A 22634-nucleotide genomic window follows, 5' to 3' on the forward strand; every position below is an offset into this window, starting at 1 on the left:
CCCCGCCGGCCCGAATGGGCCCGTTTCATGCAAAAAGTGCAACCTGTATCAGGCAGTCACCAGCCTGACTGTCCGTGTGCAGTCGACGCGACAGAACCACACCTGATTCTTGGAAGTAAAGCGGTTCTTCCGCCAGTTCAAGCCGCTCGAAATCATGATACCAGCCAGCGAGATCACCAGCCTTGACCGTATCACCGAGCGAAACAGCAGGCTCGTACCAGCCGCGCCTGGTTGCATAGATGGCCTGGCGATGGGTTTTAAGCGCCAGCAGCGTCATCGGCTCGGCTGCGGGCAAAGCTGCATTCAGCACCGGCCGGTCAACGATACCAAGCGTCATGAGGACGCGGTCAATGGCCATGGATGTCAGGCGGATCGAGGTCACACTGGCGGTGGCGCAGCCGCCAAATTCACCGGAAATACCGATGGCACCGGCCCGGGCGGCAGCGGCCATCGACGTTGGCGCATCAACGCCATTTTCAGCGACGAAGCCGTAGGAAAGGCCCATGGCCTGCATCAGTTCCAGCGCCTTTTCGTGCTGCTTCGGATCAGCCATATGCTCGATCAGCGCACAGCCGAGATGCTCCATCGACGTGCCGCCCGCATGAATATCGAAAACCACATCATGGGCCGGAAACAGCGTATGTTCGAGGAAATAGGCAATGCGCTGTGTCGGTGTTCCCGCGTTATCGCCCGGAAAGGCCCGGTTCAGATTACCGCCATCCAGCGGCGAGCAACGCCTGGCCGCCATGACGGCCGGGGCATTGGTGAAAGGAATGATCGTCACCGAGCCACGGATCATCTCCGGCGTCAGCAGTCGCGACAGCCGTGACAGTGTGATCTCGCCCTCATACTCATCACCGTGATTGCCAGCCATCAGCAAAATACGCGGGCCGTCGCCATTCTTCAGCGTCACGACCGGAACCTTCACCTGAAAATAGGGAGAACGATCCACCGACATGGGAATGGAAATATAGCTGATTGACTTGCCCTCGGCCGAAAGATCGAGGTCGTGAAAAACACCAGTATGCATTTTCGTTTGTCCTGAATTGACCGATGGCGATTAGAGGGCCGCAATCGCGGTCATCTCGACACGCAGGTCAGGGTCGGCGAGCCGCGCTTCATAGCAGGCGCGAGCCGGCGGATTTTCCGGATCAATCCAGGCATCGTAAACGGCATTGAGCGCATCGAAATCAGAGATATGCGGCAGCAATACCGTGACGGAGACAAGCTTCGACTTATCCGTTCCGGCATCGGCCATCAGCTTGTCGAGACGCGCCAGCACTTCGCGGGCCTGCTGCTCGAAAGGCGCCTTGCGATTGTCCGGCACCTGCCCGGCAATGTGAACATGCCCGCCCGAAACAACGGCCTGGCTCATGCGGGAGCCGACTTCATAGCGCTTGATCATGGATCTATTCCTTTGTTGGTTTGTTTCGAATGGGCGGAGCCGCCCGCCTTGGGGCGGCTCCGGGTCACGCAATCACATCCACGGCAGCGCGGTTGCTTCGTTGAACCACTTCGTCTGAAGCGCCTGAAGCTTGCCATTCATGCGGTTGTAGAAGAGATCGGTATTGAGCCACTGCAGCAGGTCATGTTCGCCCTGGGCAACGGCCGCATGCGCCGGCGACTGGCGGATGAGGAATTTCAGGGCAACGTCCTTGCCATTGGCGGCGCTCAGCGCAATCGCGCTGTTTTCGGCAAAGAAGTCTGTCTGGCCGGCGAAATAGGCGGCCATGGCGCTGGCGGTATCGTCGAAGCGGACAATATTGGCTTCAGGCGCATTGTCGGTCAGCCAGACATCCAGCGTGGAGCCGCGGGCAACGGCGATCGACTGACCCTTGAGGTCGGCAGCCGTTTCAAAGGCCGGCGCATCGGACTTGCCGTAGACGCCGAGCTGAACCGCCACATAAGGCGTGGTGAACATGACCTGCTGGGCACGTTCCGGCGTGGCGCCTGCCGCGGCGATCAGGATATCGATCTGGTCGGACAACAGGCTCGGGATACGCGCCGGGCCGGTGACTTCGACCAGATCGAGCTTGACGCCGAGATCTTCGGCAACCTGCTTCGCCAGTTCAATGTCGAAGCCGGTGAGATTGCCATTTTCATCGTGAAAGCCCCAGGGCGCTGCATCGCCGAGGACGCCGATACGGACTTCGCCGCTGTCGAGAATGTCGCTCAGCTTGCTGGCAAAGGCGCTTGTGGCCGTGGTGAGCGAGGCCGCGGCAATGGCGGCAGCCGCGATAATAGTCTTGAAATGCTTCATTTTCGTTCCCCTGTTTGGGCTTGGTTAGGATGCTCAGCGAACCGAGCTGATGAAGTTCGCAAGTTCCGGGGTTTTGGGATTGGCGAACAATTCTGCGGGCCGGCCCTGCTCATGGACGCGGCCGTGATGCATGAAGATGAGCTTCGAGGCGACGTTGCGCGCGAAGTTCATTTCGTGGGTGACCAGGATCATGGTCATGCCCTGCCGGGCGAGGTCTTCCATGACCTTCAAAACCTCACCGACAAGTTCGGGATCGAGCGCCGAGGTCACCTCGTCGAACAGCATCAGCGAGGGTGACATGGCAAGGCAGCGGGCAATGGCCACGCGCTGTTGCTGGCCACCGGACAGCTGGGAGGGATAGGCATCGATCTTCTGCTCCAGCCCCACCTGGGTGAGCACCTTCTCCGCCAGCGCCCGCGCGTCTGCGCCTTTCGAAATCTTTTTCGTCAGGATCGGTGCCAGTGTGATGTTGCGCTCAACCGTCATATGCGGAAACAGGTTGAACTGCTGGAAGACGATGCCGACATGCTCGCGCATCTTGCGCAGATCCGTCTTGTTGTGGTGAACCTGCTGGCCATCAATACGGATATCGCCCTGATCGATGGATTCCAGCCCGTTGATGCAGCGCAGAAGCGTTGACTTGCCGGAACCGGAGCGGCCGATAATGGTGACGATCTCGCCCTTCTCGATGGCAAGGTCGATCCCCTTGAGGACCTCAACATGGCCGAAATTCTTGTGAACGTTGGCAATATCAACGAGCGCCATTGAGCTTGACCTCCAGGAAACGGGACCACTGCGTGAGCGGGAAACAGACGATGAAATAGATGGCGGCGACCAGCGCGTAGCAGAGCAGAGGCTTGAAAGTTGCCGCACTGGCGAGCTGGCCGGTCCGCGACAACTCGACAAAGCCGACAATCGAGGCGAGCGAGGTATTCTTGATCAGCTGCACGACAAAGCCGATCGTTGCCGGAAGCGACGTGCGGAAGGCCTGCGGCGCGACGATATGGCGGAAGGTCTGCCAGCCGGTCAGGCCGAGACAGGCACCGGCCTCACTCTGGGCAACATGAACCGACTGGATGCCGCCACGCCAGATTTCGCCGAGAAAGGCAGCCGTGAAGATGGTATAGGCAACACCGACCGAGACCATGGCCGGCACCTTGATGCCGAGAAAAACCGGCATGCCGAAATAGAAGAATACCAGCAGCCCCAGAACCGGCACGCCCTGAACGAGCTGGAGAAGACCGGTCGCCGCAAGACGGGCAATTGCACTGCGGCTCGTGCACATGCGGGCGATGATGAGTGCCAGCGGTGCGCCGAAGAAAAGGGCAATGACAACCAGCGTCGCAGTCCATTGCAGGCCGGAGAGCATGGTGAGGAAATCGGAGATGGTAAATGCGCGCATGGGCCCCTCCTATCGTCCGGTCGGCCAGCGAAAGGCCACGCGGCCGATCACGGCAAAGATGATGCGGAAGACGATGACGAGCGCGAAATAGATGCCGCACATGATCAGATAGGTCTCGAAGGAGCGATAGGTCCGGCTGTCGACAAAGGAAGCGACATGGAACAGTTCCGGTGCGGAAACCTGCGAAGCGACCGATGTGCCGAGCAGCAGCAGCACGATCTGGCTGGTCAGCGAGGGATAGATATTGCGCAGCGCAGGCGGCAGGATGACATGGTAGAAAACCTGCCAACCGGTCAGACCGAGACATTCGCCCGCCTCACGCTGACTTTTCGGGATCGATGCAAGACCGCCGCGGATGATCTCCGTCGCATAGGCGCCCATATTGAGCGACAGCGCGATGCTGGCGGCATAGAAGGGCGGAAATTTCAGTCCGGCATAGGGCAGGACGAAGAAGATCAGGAACAACTGGATCAGAACCGGCGTGTTGCGGATCGCTTCGACATAGGAGCGGATCAGCACTCTGACAGCCGTGTTGCGGCTTGAGGAAAAGACGGCGCAGACAAGCCCGATCACGAGGCCCGCAGTAACGGCGACAAGGGTCAGAAGCAATGTGACCTGAACGCCATGGATGAAGTCATCCTCGTATCGCCATAGCTGGCGAAAATTCAGATTTGGCATGGGAGTTCGCTCTGTTATCCGAAATAGGTCGGGTAGACGGAGGACAGCACGCCGTCCGCTCTGTGGCCGAAAATCAGCCGCCAGCGATCGAGACAGGTGCAGGGGTGAGAAATGCCGAAGGCAACGATGTCGCCAACTTCCAGTTCAGCATGGGGGTGCAGCGTCACGAAGGCATGCTGGTCATTGAGTTTTGCAACGCGCATCGCGCTTGGCGCCGTGTAGAGAAGGACGTCGTCGCGCCAGACAGAAAGCGGCAGAGGCAAGTCCTGATCATAGGAAACATCGCGCATGCCCATGCCGCAAATGGCAAGGCCTGGCTCGGGCCGCGAAAGCACTTCGGCATAGATTGAAAGTGCGGGCGCGAAGCTTTCGGATGCCGTCTTCCCGGTGATGCGGACAAAGCCGCCACGTTCGTCAAGTGCTGAAAGCGCCCGCTGATAGACCCCGTGATCATGAAAATAGATCGCGCCGGAGCGCAGCAGGATCTTCGTGTTGCCATCACGGTCTGCTGCAGGTTTCAAAGCGTCGATGACCATGTCGAAATAGGACGAGCCGCCAGCCGAAAGATAGAGTGGCTGGTCAGGCAGGGCCTCGCGGATCAGCGCGAAGGCCTCCAGCGTGAGCGCGAAAAGCGCATGGAATGACAGGCTGGTCTCAGCAATGGTTGCCTTGGCAGCGGCCCCTTCATATGTCGAAACACCAACAATGCGGACGGCTGGTTCGGCCAGAGCGGCCGTGACAATGGATCGAACGGTCGCGATATCGCGGGCACCGCCGCGACCTGTGCCCACCTCGATCAGGATTTCGACGCGCTGGCCAGTGGCTTTGCCGATTTCCGCGACAGCCGCAAGGCTTGACAGGGAATCAACGAAGAAGCTGAATTCGGTGCCCGGATATTCGCGTGCAAGCGTGGCAAAACGCTGCCCTGAGGCCTTGCCGCCGATCTCGTTGGCAATCAGGACGCGCCGGACGCCGTGGCCCGCAAGCACCGCTGCCTGCTGATAGTTTGCAGCCGAAAGCGAAAAGGCGCCCTGATCGATCAGGCGCTGGGCCAGTTCGGGCGACATCGGGGTCTTGGCATGCGGCGCCAGCAACACGCCGGCCTTTTCGGCATAGCCAAACATGGCCCGGCAATTTGCCTCAAACACATCCTCATCCAGCGCCAGAACCGGCAGGGGTATGGCACCGGATTGCGGGCGTAAGCCTGGCGCTTCAATCATGTCGAGACGTGCGGAGACGGGGGCGGCAATGCCCCTGAAATAGCTGATCGTCATCTCTGTTCCCGTTTATTCTGAAAACGTTGTCATTGCAAAAAACACTTTATGAAAACGTTGTCAATATCATTTTCAATGTCGTTCAGCGCATTGTGGTGACGTTTGATTTCGAGTGTCTGAAGAGGTGATCGCCCACCCGGTTTCGCCGTGGCGGCCGATCCGATTTTTCTTGCTGCCGGTGGGCGGGAAAGGGACGCTGCGCCCTGGAAGCCGCAGCAGACGCCGGATCAACGAAAACAACGATCTTCTGTCAGACCGCTGTCACAAGGCGCATCCGGGCACCGTAACACTGCGCATAGAACGCATTGCCGACAAAGGCCATTCCAGCATCTATGTTATCGGCCGGCCAAAAGCGCTCCGCTTTATATTGCCGGCCAGCGTCAAGGGATCCCGGCCGGCTTTACGCGCTGAAAACCGGGATTCGCCTGCGGATCAAGAAGCACCGGAGACCCGCTGCGCCTATCCTAAATCTTGATCGCTATGCTTTTGGTCTTGCAATAGGAGAGCATGCCCTCAAGCCCTTTTTCGCGGCCGAAGCCCGACATCTTGTTACCGCCGAAGGGCACTTCGACGCCGCCAGCGAAATATTCGTTGACGAAGATCTGTCCGGCATCGATGTCGCGGGCAAGCTTCAGCGCCTTGGAGATGTCCTGCGTGTAGATGCCTCCGACGAGGCCATACTGGCAGTCATTGGCAAGCCTGAGCGCGTGTTCGGCATCGTCGGCGACCTGTACGGTCAGCACCGGTCCGAAAATTTCTTCCTGCACGAGATCGTCGCTTGAGGGCGTGTCGGCAATGATCGTTGGCTTGTAGAACCAGCCTTTGCCTGTTTCGGGATCGGTTGCCACCTCACCGCCGGTCAGGATTTTTGCGCCGCGGGCCTCCGCCTCATCAATGATACCGGAGACCTTTTGCAGATGGGCTGCGGAATTGAGCGGGCCGAAATCCGGATCGCGCAGCCCGTGGCCAAGGCGGTATTTCTCGGCCCGACGAACGAGTTCGGCAACGAATTCATCATGGATCGAGCGTTCGATCACCAGTCGTGATCCTGCCGAGCAGATCTGCCCGGCATTTTCAAAGATTGCACCAAGCACGCCGTCGATAGCGGCCGCGCGGTTGCAGTCGCTGAGCACGACAACTGGTGACTTCCCGCCCAGCTCCAGCACCAGCCGGGTGACATGTTCGGCGGCGCTCTGCATCACCCGCTGGCCGGTGACAACGGAGCCGGTGAATGTAATCTGATCGATATCGCGATGGGCGCTCAACGGCGCGCCGACGGCAGCGCCTGTTCCGGTGATGACGTTGCAGACGCCATCGGGCAGGCCCGCGCGCGACAGCAGGTCTGCGAGCATAAGCGCAGTAAACGGGGTCTGCTCTGCCGGTTTGGCGACAACGGAGCACCCTGCGGCAAGAGCCGGGGCCATGCCGCGTGCTGCTGTCGAAATTGGATAGTTCCACGGGATAATCTGGGCCGAAACTCCCATTGGCTCATTCAGGCTGAAGCCGAGATAGCCCTTTGCCAGCGGGAAACTCGCGCCCTGAAGCTTATCGGAGGCGCCAGCGTAATATTCAAAGGCACGGGCAGCGCCCATGACATCGCCGCGCGCTTCCGAAAGCGTCTTGCCGCAGTCGAGCGTCTCGACGATGGCAAAGCGCTCGGCCTCTTCGCGCAGCAGGCTGGCGGCACGCCCCAGAATACGCCCGCGCTCGGCCGGCGCCATGTCGCGCCAGACATTCACGAAGGCTTTTCTGGCGCTGGCGACCGCTTCATCGACATCGGCAGCCGTACCGTTGACGAAGCTGGCAAAAGCCTCGCCGCGCCCGGCGTCAAAGCTTTCCATGAGCTCGGCATCAGACGAACGGCGGAACTGACCATCAATGAAATGGCCATCGGGAAGACCTTCCGGCCTTTTCCCGGCGAGAATGTCTTCGATGTTCATGATCATCACCTTCAGTCCTGCAGTTCGCTGACCTGATAACGCGATCTGGCCAGCCATTCCGGGTTGATTTCGATGCCCCATCCAGGGGCATCGGTCACGGTTACCTGCCCGTTCTCAACGTGGAACGGATCATTGAGGAAGAGACCTTCCTGCCATGGATAGTAGTCGCGGCCCTCGATCGAAAATTCAAGATATTTGCCCGCCGTCTTGATGGCGCGCAGATAGTGCATGGTGAACAGCGTGACCAGAGACAGGTTCGCACTGTGCGGCGTGACCGGCATGCCAGCCGCCTCGGCCATGCGCGCCACCCGCAGGCTGCGCGACATGCCGCCAAGATAGCAGATATCGGGTTGCAGCACGTCAACAACCCTGTCCCTGATCATCAGTCGCCAGTTTTCGATCATGCAGTCCTGCTCGCCGCCGGTAATGTCGATCTCGAGCGCTTCCTTCACCTCTTTGGTCTGGTCGAACTCCCAGTAAGGACACGGCTCCTCATAATGGGATATACCGTTATCCTGAAGGAAATGCCCGACCGCGATCGCCTTGGCAGGCGAATAGCAGGAATTGGCATCAACCAGCAATGCGGCCTCGCCGCCCAGCGCATTCGCAATCAGCGGAACGATTTCCTCAGTGCGGCCCGGCCACTCGTCCTGATTATGTCCGACCTCCGCACCGATGCGGAACTTGAAAGCATCAAAGCCATATTCGCCGCGCAGCCGCAGGAAACGCTCTTTTTCGTCCTCGGGCGTGATGTCACGCTTCATCGACGAGCCATAGGCCCTGAGCGTGCCGGGCGTGCCGCCGATCAGCGAACAGACCGGCTTGTCAGCACGCTTGCCCGCCATGTCCCAGAGCGCCGTATCAACGCCGCCCATGGCGCGGCGCAGATAGGCCCCCGGAAACTTGTGTTCCCTGTCGCGCGCATGATCGACCATCGCGTCGATATCGCTGCAGTCAAGGCCGAGCACATGCGGCGCGATCTGCCGGTGAAGAACCTCAGCGGTGATATCGGCGAAATAGGGCGCCACCTGCCCCCAGCCGATGGCCCCGTCCTGCGCGGTGGCGCGGACAAAGCAGATGAATTCGTCGGTGAATGTTTCGATCTTGATGAGTTTCATAAGACTTCGATTGCTCTGGTCAACTTGTACTTCATTTCATTTGCGGCATAATTGGCGCATCAGACATATCCATTTCAGAACTTGTTCCAGACCAATTTCACTTTAATCGCGAGGTTTGCGGCTTATGAAACATTCAGCCGGTGCGCTTCTTTCCTATATCAAGCTCGACCGAACTTCGCGCAAAGGCGTTGGCGTTCAGCTTTACATGGCGCTGCGCGACATCATCCTGTCCGGCGGTCTGCGCGCGGGCGACCGTCTGCCGGCAACACGCATTCTGGCACGCGAGCTCGGTGTGTCGCGAACGACAGTGATCGATGCTGTCGAGCGCCTCACCGTTGAGGGCATGCTGGTGTCGCGGGTCGGCGCCGGTACATTCGTCAGCGATGCGCTTGATGCCCAGCGCCCGCCGCAGGGCATGGCTGAGCCCGCCAAAACGGGGAGCAAGCCGCGGCTTTCCTACGCCATCACCCATGCCGAGCCGTCCTATGCACGGCGGACCTGGCTGCCGCATGAGGCGCGCGCCTTCATTACGGCGCTCCCTGCCCTTGATGCCTTCCCGATGACCAACTGGGCGCGCATTTCCGCCCGCCAGCTGCGCGGCGCGCGCAGCAAGGTCATGGGTTATGGCGAACCGAAGGGCATGCGCGCCCTGCGCCAGGCGATTGCCACGCATCTGAGTGCACTGAAGGGGATACGCTGCCACGAGGAACAGATCTTCATCACCTGTGGCGCACAGCACGGTTTCGCCCTGATCGCCCATATGCTGCTTAATCCGGGAGACAGGGTGTGGATGGAAAATCCCGGCGCATCGGGCGCGCGCAATGCCTTTCTGTCGCAGGGGGCGGAGCTGGTTCCCGTCGGCATTGATGAGGAAGGCATGGTCGTTGCTGATGGCCTGAAAAAGTCACCGCATTTCCGCCTGGCCTTCGTAACGCCGACGCATCAGCAGCCGCTTGGTCATGTCATGTCTCTGGCGCGGCGTTTCGAACTGCTGCGCGCGGCCGAAGAAGCGCAGGGGCTGATCATCGAAGATGATTATGATGGCGAATTTTACTTCGACAATGCGCCACAGCCTGCCCTCTACAGCACCGACACATCCGGGCGCGTGCTCTATGTCGGCACCTTTTCCAAGTCGCTGTTTCCGGCGCTGAGACTTGGCTTCATTCTGGTGCCCGAAGGCATGATCGATGCTTTCGATCAGACCTTTGCCGCCTGGGCCAGCGGACCGGCAACCGCGACCCAGGCGATTGTCGCCGATTTCATGGATGAGGGGCATTTTGCCACGCATATCCGGCTGATGCGCAGGCTCTACAAGGCCCGTTATGATGCCTTGAGAGAAGCAGCAATCTCGCTGCCCGAGACCGTCCGGCTGCAGGAAACCAGAAGCGGATTTCACGCAACGGCGGACCTCGCACCGCATATCGATGCAAGGACCGTGGTCGAACAGGCGCGTGAACGCGGTGTCATTCTGGCGCCGCTGTCACGCTATTGCCTTGCCCCGATTGAAAAGAATGGACTTGTGTTCGGCTTCGGCAGCGCACCGCCGGAAGAGTTGCGCAAGGGGATCGACATTGTACGCGATCTCCCGGCACTCCACTCGAATTGGTCTGTATAATTTGTCAAATTGGATATCACGACCAATCCATTCCTTTCATAGTTTTCATATACCGGTCACGCCAGTCTGACATGACCAACGAGCCAAGGAACCTCCGAAAGGACCGAAATATGCAAGTGCTTGACCGCGTCGAGCTCTATCTGGTGAAAACACCATTGCCTGCGCCGCATGCGCCGTCTTGGATTCCCGGTACGATCAGGACCCATGTTTCCATGTGTATCGCCCGGTTCATCACCGATGACGGTGTCGAGGGATGGAGTGGCTTTCCGGCCTCCGGGCGCGAACGCGCCGGCCTCGGCGATCCGATCGCTAGCCTGTTTCTCGGACAGGATGCGGACGACATCGACAATCTTGCCGAGCGCATCCAGATCATGGCGGCCGGCGGCAATTTCAACTGGTGGCTGGAACCGGCATTCTGGGATATCAAGGCGAAGACCGCTGGCCTGCCACTTTACAAATACCTTGGCGGAACCGACGACCGGATCAAGCTCTATGCCTCTGCCGGTGAACTGAAGGCACCGCAGGTGCGCCGCGAGGAAGCCGAAGCCCGCTTTGCCGAGGGCTTCGACACGATGAAGATCCGCGTTCACGATTTTGATGAGGCGGTCGACATCGAACATATCTCCGATATCGCGACCCATATGCAGGGCCGGATGAAGATCTCGGTCGATTGCAACCAAGCCTTCCGGCTGACCCAGAACGGCAAGGCGCCGCTCTGGTCGCTGGAGCGCGCCAAGCGTTTTGTCGATGCGGCAGCCGATGTCGGCCTTGCCTGGGTGGAAGAGCCGCTTTTCGGCGAATGGCACGAGGAAATCGCTGAGCTGACGACCCATTCGCGTGTCCCCGTTGCCGGTGGCGAGCTGCATGTCATGGGTTATCGCGAGCTGGCGCGGATGCTGAAGATGGGTTGCTACAACATCTATCAGCCCGATGCGATGTGGGCTGGCGGGATCAGCCAGAGCCTGAAGGTTGCCGCACTCTGCCGGGAACGCGGGCTCAAATTCACGCCGCATTGCTGGTCAAACGGTTTCGGCTTCATCGTCAATGCCCATGTCTTCGCCGCCAGCGGCTTTGCTGGCGAAGCGCTGTTTGAATACCCGATCGCAGAGCCCGGATGGATACCGGAAGCCCGTGACATGATCTTCACCCAGCCTTTCCTGCACGACAAGGGCTGGTTCAATATGCCGCAAGCCCCCGGCCTTGGCTTTGAGATCGATCCTGACAGCCTGGAAAAATATGGACAATGCTTCTTCAAGGCCAGCCGCAAGGACGTTCACTGGATGCCTGAAACGCTTTCCGGCTTTTGACCCGCATTGAGAGTGTGCAGATCCCGCTGGTCAGACTGCGGGGTCTGCAAGTCGTCGTTTTTTGGCAGAAATGGTCTGGTGAAATCGTCAAATTGGATATCACGAGCCATCCATTTCTCTCATACGGTTTTCTTAACGAAGATCAAGACCGTCAGATGCCCGGCAACCGAGCGGACAGGCCACTGAACATAGGAAAATCGCATGCGCGCCGCGCAACCAAGCACAACGCCATACTGGCACATGGATCTGGGCCCTGCTCCCGCCACCCTATCAGAGCCGCGCAAACAGGCGGATCTGGTGATTGTCGGTTCTGGCTACACGGGTTTGAATACCGCACTGGTTGCCGCGCGCGGCGGACGCTCCGTTCTTGTGCTTGATGCCGAGGCACCAGGTTTTGGCTGCTCAACGCGCAATGGCGGTCAGATCAGTACCAGCGTGAAACCGTCGCTTTCGACGCTGGCGGCGAAGTTCGGAGAACGAAAGGCCCGTGCCATTCGCAAGTCCGGTGTCGATGCTCTGGACTGGTTCGGCCAGTTTGTCGCCGCTGAGGGCTTCGACTGCGATTTCGAGCGCAATGGCCGCTTTCATGCCGCCCATACGCCCGAGCATTACGAGGTCCTTGTGCGGGAAGCGGAAAAGCTGCGGCGTGACGAAGGTATCGAGACCTTTGCCGTGCCACGCGCAGAGCAACACAAGGAGCTCGGCAGCGACACCTATCACGGCGGCGTGGTCTATCCGAAACATTGTGCGCTCCAGCCGGCAAAATATCACCGCGCCCTGATGCAGCGGGCGCTTGAGGCAGGCGTCGAGATCGCCGGACATTGCCGTGTCACAGCGATCGAGCGCCAGGGTAGCGGCTTTGAGGTGAGAACGGAAAGAGGGCCGGTTTCGGCGCGCAACGTTCTGGTGGCGACCAATGGTTACACGACTGGCGCGACGCCGTGGCTCAAGCGCCGTGTGATCCCGATCGGCAGCTATATGATCGCCACCGAGGAACTGCCCGAGGGCGTGGTCGACCGCCTGTTTCCGACCGGGCGGATCGCCAGCGATACCTGCAAGGTGCTTTACTATTACCGTGCCAGCCCTGACCGGAAGCGCATTCTCTTCGGTGGCCGCGTCTCGGCTTCCGAGATGGATCCGGCGGTCAGCGGGCCGAGGCTACGAGACGCGATGATCCGGATCTTTCCGGAACTGACGAGCGCTGCGATCACCCATTCCTGGACCGGGTTCGTAGCCTACTCGTTTGATGAACTGGCCCATACCGGCTGCCATGACGGGGTCCATTACGCGCTTGGCTATTGCGGCTCCGGTGTTTCAATGGCGAGCTATCTCGGCATGAAGGCAGGGTTGAAGATACTGGGATCGTCGGAAGGGAAGACCGCCTTTGACGACCTGAAGCATCCGACCCGCCCGTTCTACTTCGGCAAGCCCTGGTTCCTGCCCGCAGCCGTAACCTGGTACCGCTTCGTCGACAAACACCCCTGGGCCGGGGGCAAGCCGCACGTCTAGCGGCACGCGACCCGAATATCAAAACAGATGGCGGATCTGAGCATAACGAGAAAATCGAAAACTCTAAAAAGAGAAAGAGGGAAAATGAACAGCAGATTGACTTTGACACTGATTGCAACGCTCCTTGCCTCATCGGCAATGGCGCAGGACAACGAATTGACGGTCGCCTCCTGGGGCGGCTCGTTTCAGGACGCTGAAAGCAAGGCGCTTTTCGAGCCGGCCGCCAAGGCGATGGGCATCGACCTGACGCAGGAAACCTATAGCGGCATGTCGGATGTCCGCTTGCAGGTGCAGACAGGTCAGGTGACTTTCGACCTGGTCGCCAGCGGCACAGGCTCGGCGGCGCGGGCTGGCGCAGAAGGCCTGCTCGAACCGATCGATTACAACGTCGTCGACGTTTCCCATTTCCTGAAAGGCACTTATTCCGATTATTGCGTCGGCAGTGATGTATTCTCGACAACTTACGCATGGAATACCGACACCTACGGCGAAGACGGTCCCGATAGCTGGGCCGATTTCTGGGACACCGAGAAGTTTCCCGGCAGCCGCGCCTATCGCGGCAACAGCGTCGCAGGCGCACTGGAACCAGCCTTGATGGCTGATGGCGTCGCGCCGGAAGACGTCTACAGCGTTCTCGATTCCGAAGCAGGTATCGAGCGCGCGATTGACAAGATTCGCGAACTAAAGCCGCATATCGAGGTCTTCTGGACATCCGGCGCCCAGCAGGCACAGCTGATGAAGGATGGTGAGGTGGATATGACCACCGGCTGGAACGGCCGCTTCGGCAACGCCGCCAAGGACGGCGCCAAAGTTGCCTACAGCTTCAATCAGGGACTGTTCGACGTTGACTGCTTTGCCATCCCGAAGGGCGCACCGCACAAGGATCTGGCGATGAAGTTCCTGGCCGAAATTTCCAAGGCTGAGTACCAGGACGACCTGCCGAAATACATCTCCTATGGTCCCACCAACACGCAGGCCTATGAAACAGGCGAGATTTCGCCGGAAGTTGCCGCAACGCTTCCGTCCTCGCCGGAAAATGCCGCCAAACAGCTTCCGATCTCGCTTGACTGGTATATCAAGTGGGAAACGACAGCCAATGAAATGTATCAGGACATGCTGACCGAATAGTAGTCCATGCCTGAGCGTGCAAAAAGGGGGGTGGAGCGCTCTGTGCTGGTGCCCGCCCCCCGCAATGCTGCATATCCAATCCTTGAAGCTCCCCTGGGAGGAATGGCCTTGACGGCTCGAAATACCGAAGCGCTGCCAATTAGCGTCAGCCACATCACCAAGACTTACGGGAAAGTTCACGCGCTCGACGATGTCTCACTGGAGGTCAGGAGCGGTGAATTCCTGACCCTGCTCGGCCCGTCCGGCTCGGGCAAAACGACGCTTTTGATGGTGCTGGCAGGGTTTACCAGGCCTGACAGCGGCAGCCTGAAATTCGGCGATCGCGAAGTGATCCGCCTCGCTCCGCACCTGCGCGATGTCGGCATGACGTTTCAAAACTATGCGCTGTTTCCGCATATGACCGTGGCTGGCAATGTCGCCTATCCACTCAAGCTGCGGAAAGTGCCCAAGGCCGAGATCGCCACGCGGGTTGAGCGCGCCCTGGAAACCGTGCAGCTCGGCGGCTATGGCAATCGCCGCATCACCCAGCTTTCCGGCGGTCAGCGCCAGCGTGTCGCGCTTGCCCGATCGATCGTTTTCGAACCCCGCATTTTGCTGATGGACGAGCCGCTCTCGGCGCTCGACAAGAAGCTGCGCGACCAGATGCAGATCGAGCTTCGCCATCTGCACGAAAAGCTCGGCATGACCACAGTCTATGTGACCCATGACCAGCGTGAGGCGCTGACCATGTCCGACCGCATCGCCGTTGTGAACCATGGCCGGATCATGCAGCTGGCCGCCCCGCGCGATCTCTACGAACAGCCCGCCAACCGTTTCGTTGCAGACTTTATCGGCGATTCAACCTTCCTTTCGGTGCAGCGCACCGGCAAGGGCGTCGCCTTTGGCGATATGCCGCTGAAGATTGCCGGTTCCGTACCCGAGGCAAAAGACCTGCAGTTGATGATCCGCCCGGAGCGCATCACGCTCGCCCGCGACAATAACGGCGAAAGCAGCAACCGGTTTGAAGCCATTGCCCGCGAAGTGGTCTATCAGGGCGACAGCTATCTGCTGCAATCCGAGCTGTCGGATGGAACGCTGATCACCATGCGCGGCGCCGTGCGCGGCGCCAATCTCTCGGTCATGCCATCGGTCGGTGACAAGGTAATGCTCAACCTCGAACCTGATGACGCGGTTGTCATCGACGGAAGCGAGGACTGACATGGCCGCATCCCTTGCCAAACACACCAATGCAGCGGGGCTGAAGCATGATGAGCGTATCGAGAAGCTGAAGCTTTTCGGCCTCAGCGCACCCGCATTGCTGATCGTTTTCGTGGTTCTCGTGATCCCTGTCGGCTGGTTGTTTTATCTGTCCTTCATCGGCGCGGATGGCAGCTTTTCGCTTGAGAACTATGCGCGGATGATCAGTCGCAGTTCCTACCGCCGCATCTTCGAGATGACCTTCGAGGTCAGTGTCTTCACCACCGCTCTGACGATCCTGATCGGCTATCCGATGGCCTATTTTCTGGCGCAGCTGCCCAACCGCCTCGCCAGCATTTTCATGATTGCCGTCTTGCTGCCCTTCTGGACATCGCTTCTTGTGCGCACCTATGCCTGGCTGGTGCTGCTGCAAAAACAGGGACTGATCAACCAATGGGCCATTTCGCTCGGGCTCTGGGATGAGCCGATCAAGATGGTCCATGACATGACCGGCACGCTGATCGGCATGGTTCATATCATGCTGCCCTTCCTCATCCTGCCCACCTTCAGGGCGATGAAGGCGATTGACCGGGACCTGATGAAGGCCGCAGCCAATCTGGGCGCCTCCCCGAAACATGCGTTCTGGACCGTGTTTTTCCCGCTGACCATTCCCGGTCTCTTCGCCGGAGCGCTGATGGTCTTCATTCTCTGCCTCGGCTTTTATGTCACGCCGGCGGTTCTCGGCGGGGGCAAGGTCATCATGGTGTCGATGAAGATCGTTTCCAATATCGAGATGTTCGTAAATTGGGGGGCTGCGAGTGCGCTGGGCGTCGTGCTGCTGGTGATGACCATGGTTATCCTCTGGATCGCCTCGAAATTCCTCAACCTCGACCAGATTGCCGGAGGCGGACACTGATGCTGAAATGGCTTGATACCCCGGCGACCGAAACACAGGTCACCCATGGCGGCAGGCTCTGGCTCTACGCTCTGGCAACACTGATCATCCTGTTTCTTGTCGTGCCGACGCTGATCGTCGTTCCAATGTCGTTTTCCGACAGTCAGTATCTTGAATTTCCACCGAAGCATTGGTCGTTTCGGTGGTATGAGCACTATTTCAGCTCCGATGAATGGATGCGCGCGACCTGGACATCGATCAAGGTTGCAATCCTGACAATGCTGGTTGCGACGCCCGTTGGCGTACTCGCCGCCTATGCCTTCCATACGGCGAAACTTTCATTCGTGCGGATCGCCTTTGTTCTGCTGATCACGCCGATGATGGTGCCGGTCGTGCTTGTGGCTGTCGGGGCGTTCTATGTCTATGTCAAGCTGCACATTCTCTATACGGTCACCGGCCTGGTTCTGGCACACACCGTGCTGGCTTTGCCGCTGGTGGTGATCGTCAGCGGCTCTGCCTTCAGGTCCTTCGACATGGCACAGGAAAACGCCGCACGCTCGCTCGGCGCGCCACGGTGGAAGGCCTTTCTGACCGTGACCCTGCCGCAGATCCGCTTTGCCGTGGTCACCGCAGCATTGCTGTCCTTCCTCACCTCGTTTGACGAGGTGGTCGTGGCGATGTTCATCTCCGGCGGCGACAATCCAACACTGACGCGCAACATGTTCAATGCGCTCAGAGACCAGATCGACCCGACGATCGCCTCCATCTCGACAATCATGATCCTGGTCACGACCGCGATGATGGTGCTGGCGCAGGTCTTTGGCGGCAACAGGTCTTCCGAGTGAGTGCAAGGAATATCATATGACTAGACTTGAAGCGTTTGCCGCCCTTGCCGATGTGGCGCTCGGCCCCTTTCAGCCAAAGCCAACAAGGCTGACGGACGGACAGGAGGAAGCCTCTGCCATGCTTTGGTCTTCGCCAGACGGCTCGACAAAGATCGGCGTGTGGGAATGCACGCCGGGCCGCTTTACCGCAGATCGAACCAAGGCGGGCGAATATTGCCAGATCATCTCCGGCAGAGCCACGGTGAAGAATGCTGACGGAAGTGGCGGACGGACGGTTTCAGCCGGCGATCTTCTTGTCCTGCCACAGGGCTGGACAGGTGAGTGGGAGATCCATCAGCATGTCCGCAAGCTCTTCATCATCGAGGCACGCTGATCCCATGGCGACGTTCGATTTCATCATCATCGGGGCTGGTTCCGCCGGCTCCGTGCTCGCCAACCGGCTGTCGGAAAATGGCCGCTATTCGGTCCTGCTTCTGGAGGCGGGCGGCTCTGACCGCTCCTTCTGGCTGATGATGCCAATCGGTTATGGCAAGGCATTTTATGACAAGCGCTATAACTGGATGTATATGACCGAACCGGATGAAGGGCTTGGCGGGCGCCCCTCCTACTGGCCGCGTGGCAAGGCGCTTGGCGGCTCCAGCGCCATCAATGCGATGATCTTCGTGCGCGGGCATCGCTCGGATTTCGATGGCTGGGCGGCGATGGGCAATCCCGGCTGGGGGTTTGACGATGTCCTGCCCTATTTCAAGAAGCTCGAAAGCAATGATCGCGGTGCAAATGACATGCGCGGCGGTGATGGTCCGCTCACGATCGAAAGCAAGGATAAGGATATCCACCCGACCTGCGGCAATTTCATAAGAGCGAGCACCGAAGCAGGCTTTGCCGAGAATGACGATTTCAACGGAGCGTCTCTAGAAGGCGTCGGCATTTACCAGATCACCACCAGGGGTGGCATGCGCATGTCGACAGCGCGTGCCTATCTGCGCCCGGCGCTGAAACGCAAAAATCTCAAGGTCGAAACCCATGCGTTCGCCGAAAAGATCCTCTTCGACGGCAACAGGGCTGTTGGCGTCCGATACCGTCAAAACGGAACCATGCATGAGGCAAGCGCGCGCCGGGAGGTGATTGTTTCGGCCGGCGCCATCAACTCGCCTTTGCTGCTGCAGCATTCCGGCATCGGACCGGCCACATTGCTGCAACGCCATGGCATTGCGGTTGTCACCCCGCGCGAAGGCGTTGGCCGGCACCTGCAGGATCATCTCTGCATCGACTACATGTTCACCGCGAAGGTGCCGACGCTGAACGACCAGCTGTCACCGCTTTCGGGGCGCATGCGTTTTGGCCTGCAATATCTTCTGACGCGGACCGGCCCCTTGTCGCTCGGCATCAACCATGCAGGCGGTTTTGTCCGCTCGCGTCCTGGGCTTGATGCCCCGAATATGCAGCTTTTCTTCTCGCCGATGAGCTATTCAAAGGCGCCGCCCGGCGAACGCCCGCTGATGCGGCCTGACCCGTTTTCAGGCTTTCTTCTCGGTGTACAGCCGACCCGGCCGACGAGCCGGGGATATCTGGAAATCAGAAACCCGGACCCGCTTTCAGCGCCGGTCATCCATCCGAACTATCTTTCGACGGAATTTGACCGGCAGGAAATGATTGCCGCCTCCCGCCTTGTGCGACGACTGGCCGAAACGCCCTCTCTGGCCGCAATCATCAAGTCGGAAGTTGAACCGGGACCGGATGTGCGCTCAGATGAAGAACTGCTTGAAGATGCGCGCAAACGTTCCGGCACGGTTTTTCATCCGGTCAGCACATGCCGCATGGGCCCGGATCCCGAGACGGATGTCGTCGATGCATCACTGCGGGTTTACGGAACCGAGGCGTTGCGGGTGATCGATGCCTCGATCTTTCCGACGCTGACCTGCGGCAACACCAATGCGCCAACCATCATGGTCGCAGAGAAGGCGGCCGATCTGGTTCTGGCCGGGCAGCGCTGAAAAGCCCGGCAGCTCTTGCACCGAAGCGATATGCAAGACCCGCATGCGGTCGGAGCGACCTTCTGCACCCGCCCGCACCGGCCAATGGGTGCAGGCGGGTTTTCTTCCGATTATTCGACGGGGTTGCCGTCGGTATCGACAACATGGACCGGGCCTAGGCCGAGCGCCTTGATGTCCTCTTCGATTTTCGCGCGGTCTCCGACGACGACCCAGGTCAGCGGCTTGCCGCCAAGCATGGCCTGTGCGGCCTTGTTCACGGCATCCTCATCGATGCTGACGAGCTTTTCGGCATAGCTGTCATAATAGCCCTGAGGCAGACCGTTCCGCACCTCGGAGACAAGATAGTCGGTGATGCCCTGATTGCTGGACCATGCATCCGGCAGACTCAGGATGGCCTGATCCTTCGCTTGCTTCACCTCATCACTTGTGACTGGTTGATCCGAGACCACGCCCTGAAGGATTTTCGCGAGTTTTGTCATCGCCTCGGCGGTCTTGTCAGATTGTACCGGAGCATTGATAGAGAACAGCCGGCCGCCATCCGGGCCACCGAAACCGCTGTGGGTGCCATAGGACCAGCCCTTTTCCTCACGCAGCTTCATGTTGACGCGTGAGACAAATTCACCGCTCATGATCTTGTTGAAGATCATGCGGGCCTCCTGGTCGTCTTCCGATAGAGGTGGTGCTGTGACCGCAGCCTCGATAACGCTCTGGATCGCGCCGGGCTTGTCGACGAGGTAGACATTTGCCGCGCTGATGACAGGCTCCTCCGGGGTGATGACATCCGGAACGGCCTGAGCATCCCAGCCCTTGAAGGCCGCTTCCACCAGCGGGCGGATTTCTGCCAGACTGGTATCGCCGGAAATGACCAGCGTTGCATTATTGGGGCGGAACCAGGTGCTGTGGAAGTCCTCCAGCGCTGCGCGGTCGATGGCTGCGAGCGATTCTTCCGTTGCCAGACGCCCATAGGGGCTGTCCTTACCCAGCATCACCTCTGACAGGACACGATCGACGACCACTTCAGGGTCGTCCTTGCTCTGTTCAAGGCCGTCCATTGTCAACGCCTTGACCCAGGCAAACTCATCTTCCGGGAATGAGGGATGCATGATGATATCGGAGTAGATGGCAAGGCTTTCCTTCAGGCCGCTTTGCATTGCTGAAAGCGAGATCCGGCTGCCCTTGTCGTCGATCGTTGCGGCGAAATCCGCCCCGAGCAGCCCGAGCTCGGTATTGATCTCCTCCCGGGTCAACCGATCCGTACCATGCGCCAGAAGCGACACGGCCAGTACACCCGTCCCCTCGGCCGTTTCGCTCCAGGACGCGTCCGGTCCCGTTTTCAGCAGCATCGAGAAGTCGACAATCGGGGCACCATCGCGGTGAGCGACCATCAGCCTCATGCCGTTGTCCAGTGTCGCCGTTTCGATGTCTGGGAAATCGGCCATGACCATGCCTTCAGGCTTGGGTATGGCGGAACGATCGGCTTCCTCACCTGTTACCGCCGTGTCGGGGAAAGGCATTGCCCATAATGTATAGGCCGGCGCATTGAGCCAGTCTTTTGCCGCCTGTTTGATGTCGCTCAGGCGGGCCGATTTCAAGTCTTCAACCTCTCTCTTCCAGCCAGAAGGGTCACCGTAGAAGGTGGTGCTGGCATTGAGCAGATCGGCTTTGAAGGAAAGGTCTTCCAGATTGCGGGCGAAGTCGGAAAGCTCTGACGCGCGGACATAGGCCAGTTCTTCCTCGCTTGGGCCGAAGTCGGTCAAAAGCGCCAGTTCTTCCTTCACGATTTCTTCGACGCGCGCGCGATCTGCATCCTTTTTTGTTGTTACGGTGATAAAGAACTGACTGCCCAGTTCGCGATCATAAACAAAGGTGTCGACATCCGTCGCCAGTGCTTCATCCACGACAAGCCGCTTGTAGAGACGGCTATTGCTGTCGCCTCCCAGGATATGCGCCAGAATTTTCAGATAGGTCAGATCCTGACTGACGAGCGGCGGGCCGTTGAGCACCTGGAAGAGCTGCGGGTGTGAGACGTTGTCTTCAACGACTTCACGGATCGGTTCGGCCATCTTGACGGGCCAGCTGGTCGGTGCAGCGATCGGCTTTCCGCCGGGAATATTGCCGAAATATTTCTCGACGGCTTTGCGTGCCTCCTCCATGGTGATGTCGCCGGACAGAACAATCACCGCGTTGGATGGGCCATAATAATCCCGGAACCAGTTCTTGACGTCGTCGAGCGTGGCAGCATCAAGATCTTCGATCGAACCCAGGACTGAGTGGTAATAGGGATGTCCAAAGGGCACGCCTGCCGTGAAAGCCTTTTCATAGGCCATGCCATAGGGACTGTTCAGATGCTCCCGCATCTCGTTTTTAACAACGGCAAGCTGTTCTTCCAGCTTCGCCTGATCAATCGCGTCAAGCAGGTGACCCATCCGGTCGCTTTCCAGCCAGAGGATCGAATCCAGCGCGTTCTTCGGCACGGTTTCATAATAATTCGTGCGGTCGGTTGACGTCGTCCCGTTCAGGCCTGTCGCCCCGATCTTCCGGGTCGCCTTGAAGAAATCGTCATTGAAGTTGGCCGAGCCGTTAAACATGAGATGCTCAAACAGATGGGCGAAACCCGATCTGCCCGGAGGTTCATTCTTGGACCCGACGTGATACCAGATACTGACAGCGATCAAAGGCTGCGCGTGATCTTCATTCACGACCAGCGTAAGGCCGTTGTCGAGAACCGTTTTCTCAGCCGGGATATCGAGCTGAAGCGCGTCGAGAACCTTTGCTGAAACAGCGAGGCCGGAAGCCGCCGTGCCATCCTGCTTCTGGCTCCAGCCAGAGGCTGGCGCTTCCATTTCCGCACTGGCCGTCACCGGCGGAACAAGCAGGCAGGTCATCAATGTGATTGTCGGCAGGGCGGTGCGTGTTTTGGTGGGCCTCATTTTCTCTCCTTCAGATGCGTCGTCAGGTGTATGACGGTATGCCGCATCTTCAGGTTGATTTCGGATTCCGGCGCTTTTAAGGGGAAATTGTTTCGTCTCGGTGGCACTGCTGACGGTGCTAAACGGCCCTTCCCGGCACAGCGGCCGAGGCATTAAAAAAATCGTCGCCGCCGCCACAAGGGATGGATCTGCTTCTGGCAGTGGTCCCGAACATAGCTGTTCCTGCCCTGAATTTCATCCCCGGCATGAAATGTATGTCTGCCATTACTCGTCAAGTATTACTTTAATAGAGTGTGACATAGGCCGGGCATAAAATATGAAAACCCCCGATTTAGTATCTGATATTACAGGTAATCGAATGCTTTACCTGTTGCAGGTGGGAACTGGGAATCTCCACCTTTTGGCAACGGGCATTTCAACGCGATTTCTGTAGAGGGCATTTATTCCGGCGCGGTCGTTGCATCGCCCTGCCGGTAAGGGGACAGTTTGTCATGAAATATCTGGCCGTGCAGGTCTTTGCCGTTCTTTCCATCATTTTCAGCCATGCCATGCGCTGCCCTGCA

At 58.9% G+C, this 22634-nt stretch carries 20 protein-coding genes; 10 read left to right on the forward strand and 10 right to left on the reverse strand.

Annotation, left to right across the window (positions count from 1 at the left end; translation table 11 throughout):
• Window positions 1-25: 25 nt before the first annotated feature.
• The 7 genes from FJU08_RS18065 to FJU08_RS18095 form a co-directional block, all read right to left on the reverse strand.
• Window positions 26-1030 (reverse strand): succinylglutamate desuccinylase/aspartoacylase family protein, encoded by a 1005-nt coding sequence (locus FJU08_RS18065; RefSeq protein WP_141150440.1) that lies wholly within the window; start codon window positions 1028-1030, stop codon window positions 26-28.
• A 30-nt stretch (window positions 1031-1060) separates the two neighbouring features.
• Window positions 1061-1405 carry a RidA family protein gene (locus tag FJU08_RS18070; RefSeq protein WP_141150441.1) on the reverse strand — a complete coding sequence of 115 codons (345 nt, stop codon included), beginning with the start codon at window positions 1403-1405 and terminating at the stop codon, window positions 1061-1063.
• Window positions 1406-1477: 72 nt separating this feature from the next.
• Entirely contained in the window at window positions 1478-2260 is a 783-nt protein-coding gene (locus FJU08_RS18075) for a transporter substrate-binding domain-containing protein (RefSeq protein WP_141150442.1), read from the reverse strand.
• A gap of 33 nt (window positions 2261-2293) precedes the next feature.
• Window positions 2294-3025 carry an amino acid ABC transporter ATP-binding protein gene (locus tag FJU08_RS18080; protein WP_141150443.1) on the reverse strand — a complete coding sequence of 244 codons (732 nt, stop codon included), beginning with the start codon at window positions 3023-3025 and terminating at the stop codon, window positions 2294-2296.
• Complete coding sequence (locus tag FJU08_RS18085) at window positions 3012-3662, reverse strand: amino acid ABC transporter permease (protein WP_141150444.1); 651 nt, start codon at window positions 3660-3662, stop codon at window positions 3012-3014. Before FJU08_RS18085 ends, FJU08_RS18080 begins: the two co-directional genes overlap by 14 nt.
• A 9-nt stretch (window positions 3663-3671) precedes the next feature.
• Window positions 3672-4340, reverse strand: coding sequence for an amino acid ABC transporter permease (locus FJU08_RS18090; RefSeq protein ID WP_141150445.1), 669 nt, complete (start codon window positions 4338-4340; stop codon window positions 3672-3674).
• A gap of 14 nt (window positions 4341-4354) precedes the next feature.
• Window positions 4355-5614: an alanine racemase gene (locus FJU08_RS18095; protein ID WP_141150446.1), complete on the reverse strand. Its 1260-nt coding sequence runs from the start codon at window positions 5612-5614 to the stop codon at window positions 4355-4357.
• A 112-nt stretch (window positions 5615-5726) separates the two neighbouring features.
• On the opposite strand from FJU08_RS18095, the gene FJU08_RS18100 reads away from it, so the two are divergent.
• Complete coding sequence (locus FJU08_RS18100) at window positions 5727-6089, forward strand: hypothetical protein (protein WP_141150447.1); 363 nt, start codon at window positions 5727-5729, stop codon at window positions 6087-6089.
• Here FJU08_RS18100 and FJU08_RS18105 read toward each other — a convergent pair.
• Both FJU08_RS18105 and FJU08_RS18110 read right to left on the reverse strand, forming a co-directional pair.
• Window positions 6079-7554 (reverse strand): aldehyde dehydrogenase family protein, encoded by a 1476-nt coding sequence (locus FJU08_RS18105; protein WP_141150448.1) that lies wholly within the window; start codon window positions 7552-7554, stop codon window positions 6079-6081. The two genes, FJU08_RS18100 and FJU08_RS18105, sit on opposite strands and share 11 nt — an antisense overlap.
• Window positions 7555-7565: 11 nt before the next feature.
• Window positions 7566-8672 carry a mandelate racemase/muconate lactonizing enzyme family protein gene (locus tag FJU08_RS18110; RefSeq protein WP_141150449.1) on the reverse strand — a complete coding sequence of 369 codons (1107 nt, stop codon included), beginning with the start codon at window positions 8670-8672 and terminating at the stop codon, window positions 7566-7568.
• A gap of 124 nt (window positions 8673-8796) precedes the next feature.
• Between FJU08_RS18110 and pdxR the strand changes: the two genes are divergently transcribed.
• From pdxR to FJU08_RS18155, 9 genes are all read left to right on the forward strand, one after another.
• The gene (gene pdxR, locus FJU08_RS18115; RefSeq protein ID WP_141150450.1) at window positions 8797-10287 is read left to right on the forward strand and encodes a MocR-like pyridoxine biosynthesis transcription factor PdxR; all 1491 of its coding nucleotides are present in this window, start codon (window positions 8797-8799) and stop codon (window positions 10285-10287) included.
• Window positions 10288-10397: 110 nt separating this feature from the next.
• A complete protein-coding gene (locus tag FJU08_RS18120) occupies window positions 10398-11594 on the forward strand; it encodes a mandelate racemase/muconate lactonizing enzyme family protein (RefSeq protein ID WP_181409911.1) in 1197 nt (398 codons plus the stop codon).
• A 201-nt stretch (window positions 11595-11795) separates the two neighbouring features.
• The gene (locus FJU08_RS18125) at window positions 11796-13103 is read left to right on the forward strand and encodes an NAD(P)/FAD-dependent oxidoreductase (RefSeq protein WP_141150452.1); all 1308 of its coding nucleotides are present in this window, start codon (window positions 11796-11798) and stop codon (window positions 13101-13103) included.
• A gap of 84 nt (window positions 13104-13187) precedes the next feature.
• Window positions 13188-14231: an ABC transporter substrate-binding protein gene (locus FJU08_RS18130; protein WP_141150453.1), complete on the forward strand. Its 1044-nt coding sequence runs from the start codon at window positions 13188-13190 to the stop codon at window positions 14229-14231.
• A gap of 102 nt (window positions 14232-14333) precedes the next feature.
• Window positions 14334-15428, forward strand: coding sequence for an ABC transporter ATP-binding protein (locus FJU08_RS18135; RefSeq protein WP_141150454.1), 1095 nt, complete (start codon window positions 14334-14336; stop codon window positions 15426-15428).
• A gap of 1 nt (window position 15429) precedes the next feature.
• Entirely contained in the window at window positions 15430-16323 is an 894-nt protein-coding gene (locus FJU08_RS18140; protein WP_141150455.1) for an ABC transporter permease, read from the forward strand.
• On the forward strand, window positions 16323-17147 hold the full coding sequence (locus FJU08_RS18145; protein ID WP_141150456.1) for an ABC transporter permease: 825 nt from the start codon (window positions 16323-16325) through the stop codon (window positions 17145-17147). Before FJU08_RS18140 ends, FJU08_RS18145 begins: the two co-directional genes overlap by 1 nt.
• Window positions 17148-17163: 16 nt before the next feature.
• Window positions 17164-17520, forward strand: a complete 357-nt coding sequence (locus tag FJU08_RS18150) for a cupin domain-containing protein (RefSeq protein WP_141150457.1) — start codon at window positions 17164-17166, stop codon at window positions 17518-17520.
• A gap of 4 nt (window positions 17521-17524) precedes the next feature.
• Window positions 17525-19141, forward strand: a complete 1617-nt coding sequence (locus FJU08_RS18155) for a GMC family oxidoreductase (protein WP_141150458.1) — start codon at window positions 17525-17527, stop codon at window positions 19139-19141.
• 110 nt (window positions 19142-19251) lie between these two features.
• On the opposite strand, the gene FJU08_RS18160 is transcribed toward FJU08_RS18155, so the two are convergent.
• Window positions 19252-22071, reverse strand: coding sequence for a M16 family metallopeptidase (locus FJU08_RS18160; RefSeq protein ID WP_181409912.1), 2820 nt, complete (start codon window positions 22069-22071; stop codon window positions 19252-19254).
• Window positions 22072-22634: the final 563 nt, after the last annotated feature.

It is taken from the genome of Martelella alba, from assembly GCF_006516955.1.
In the GTDB taxonomy this organism is placed as follows: Bacteria; Pseudomonadota; Alphaproteobacteria; order Rhizobiales; family Rhizobiaceae; genus Martelella; species Martelella alba.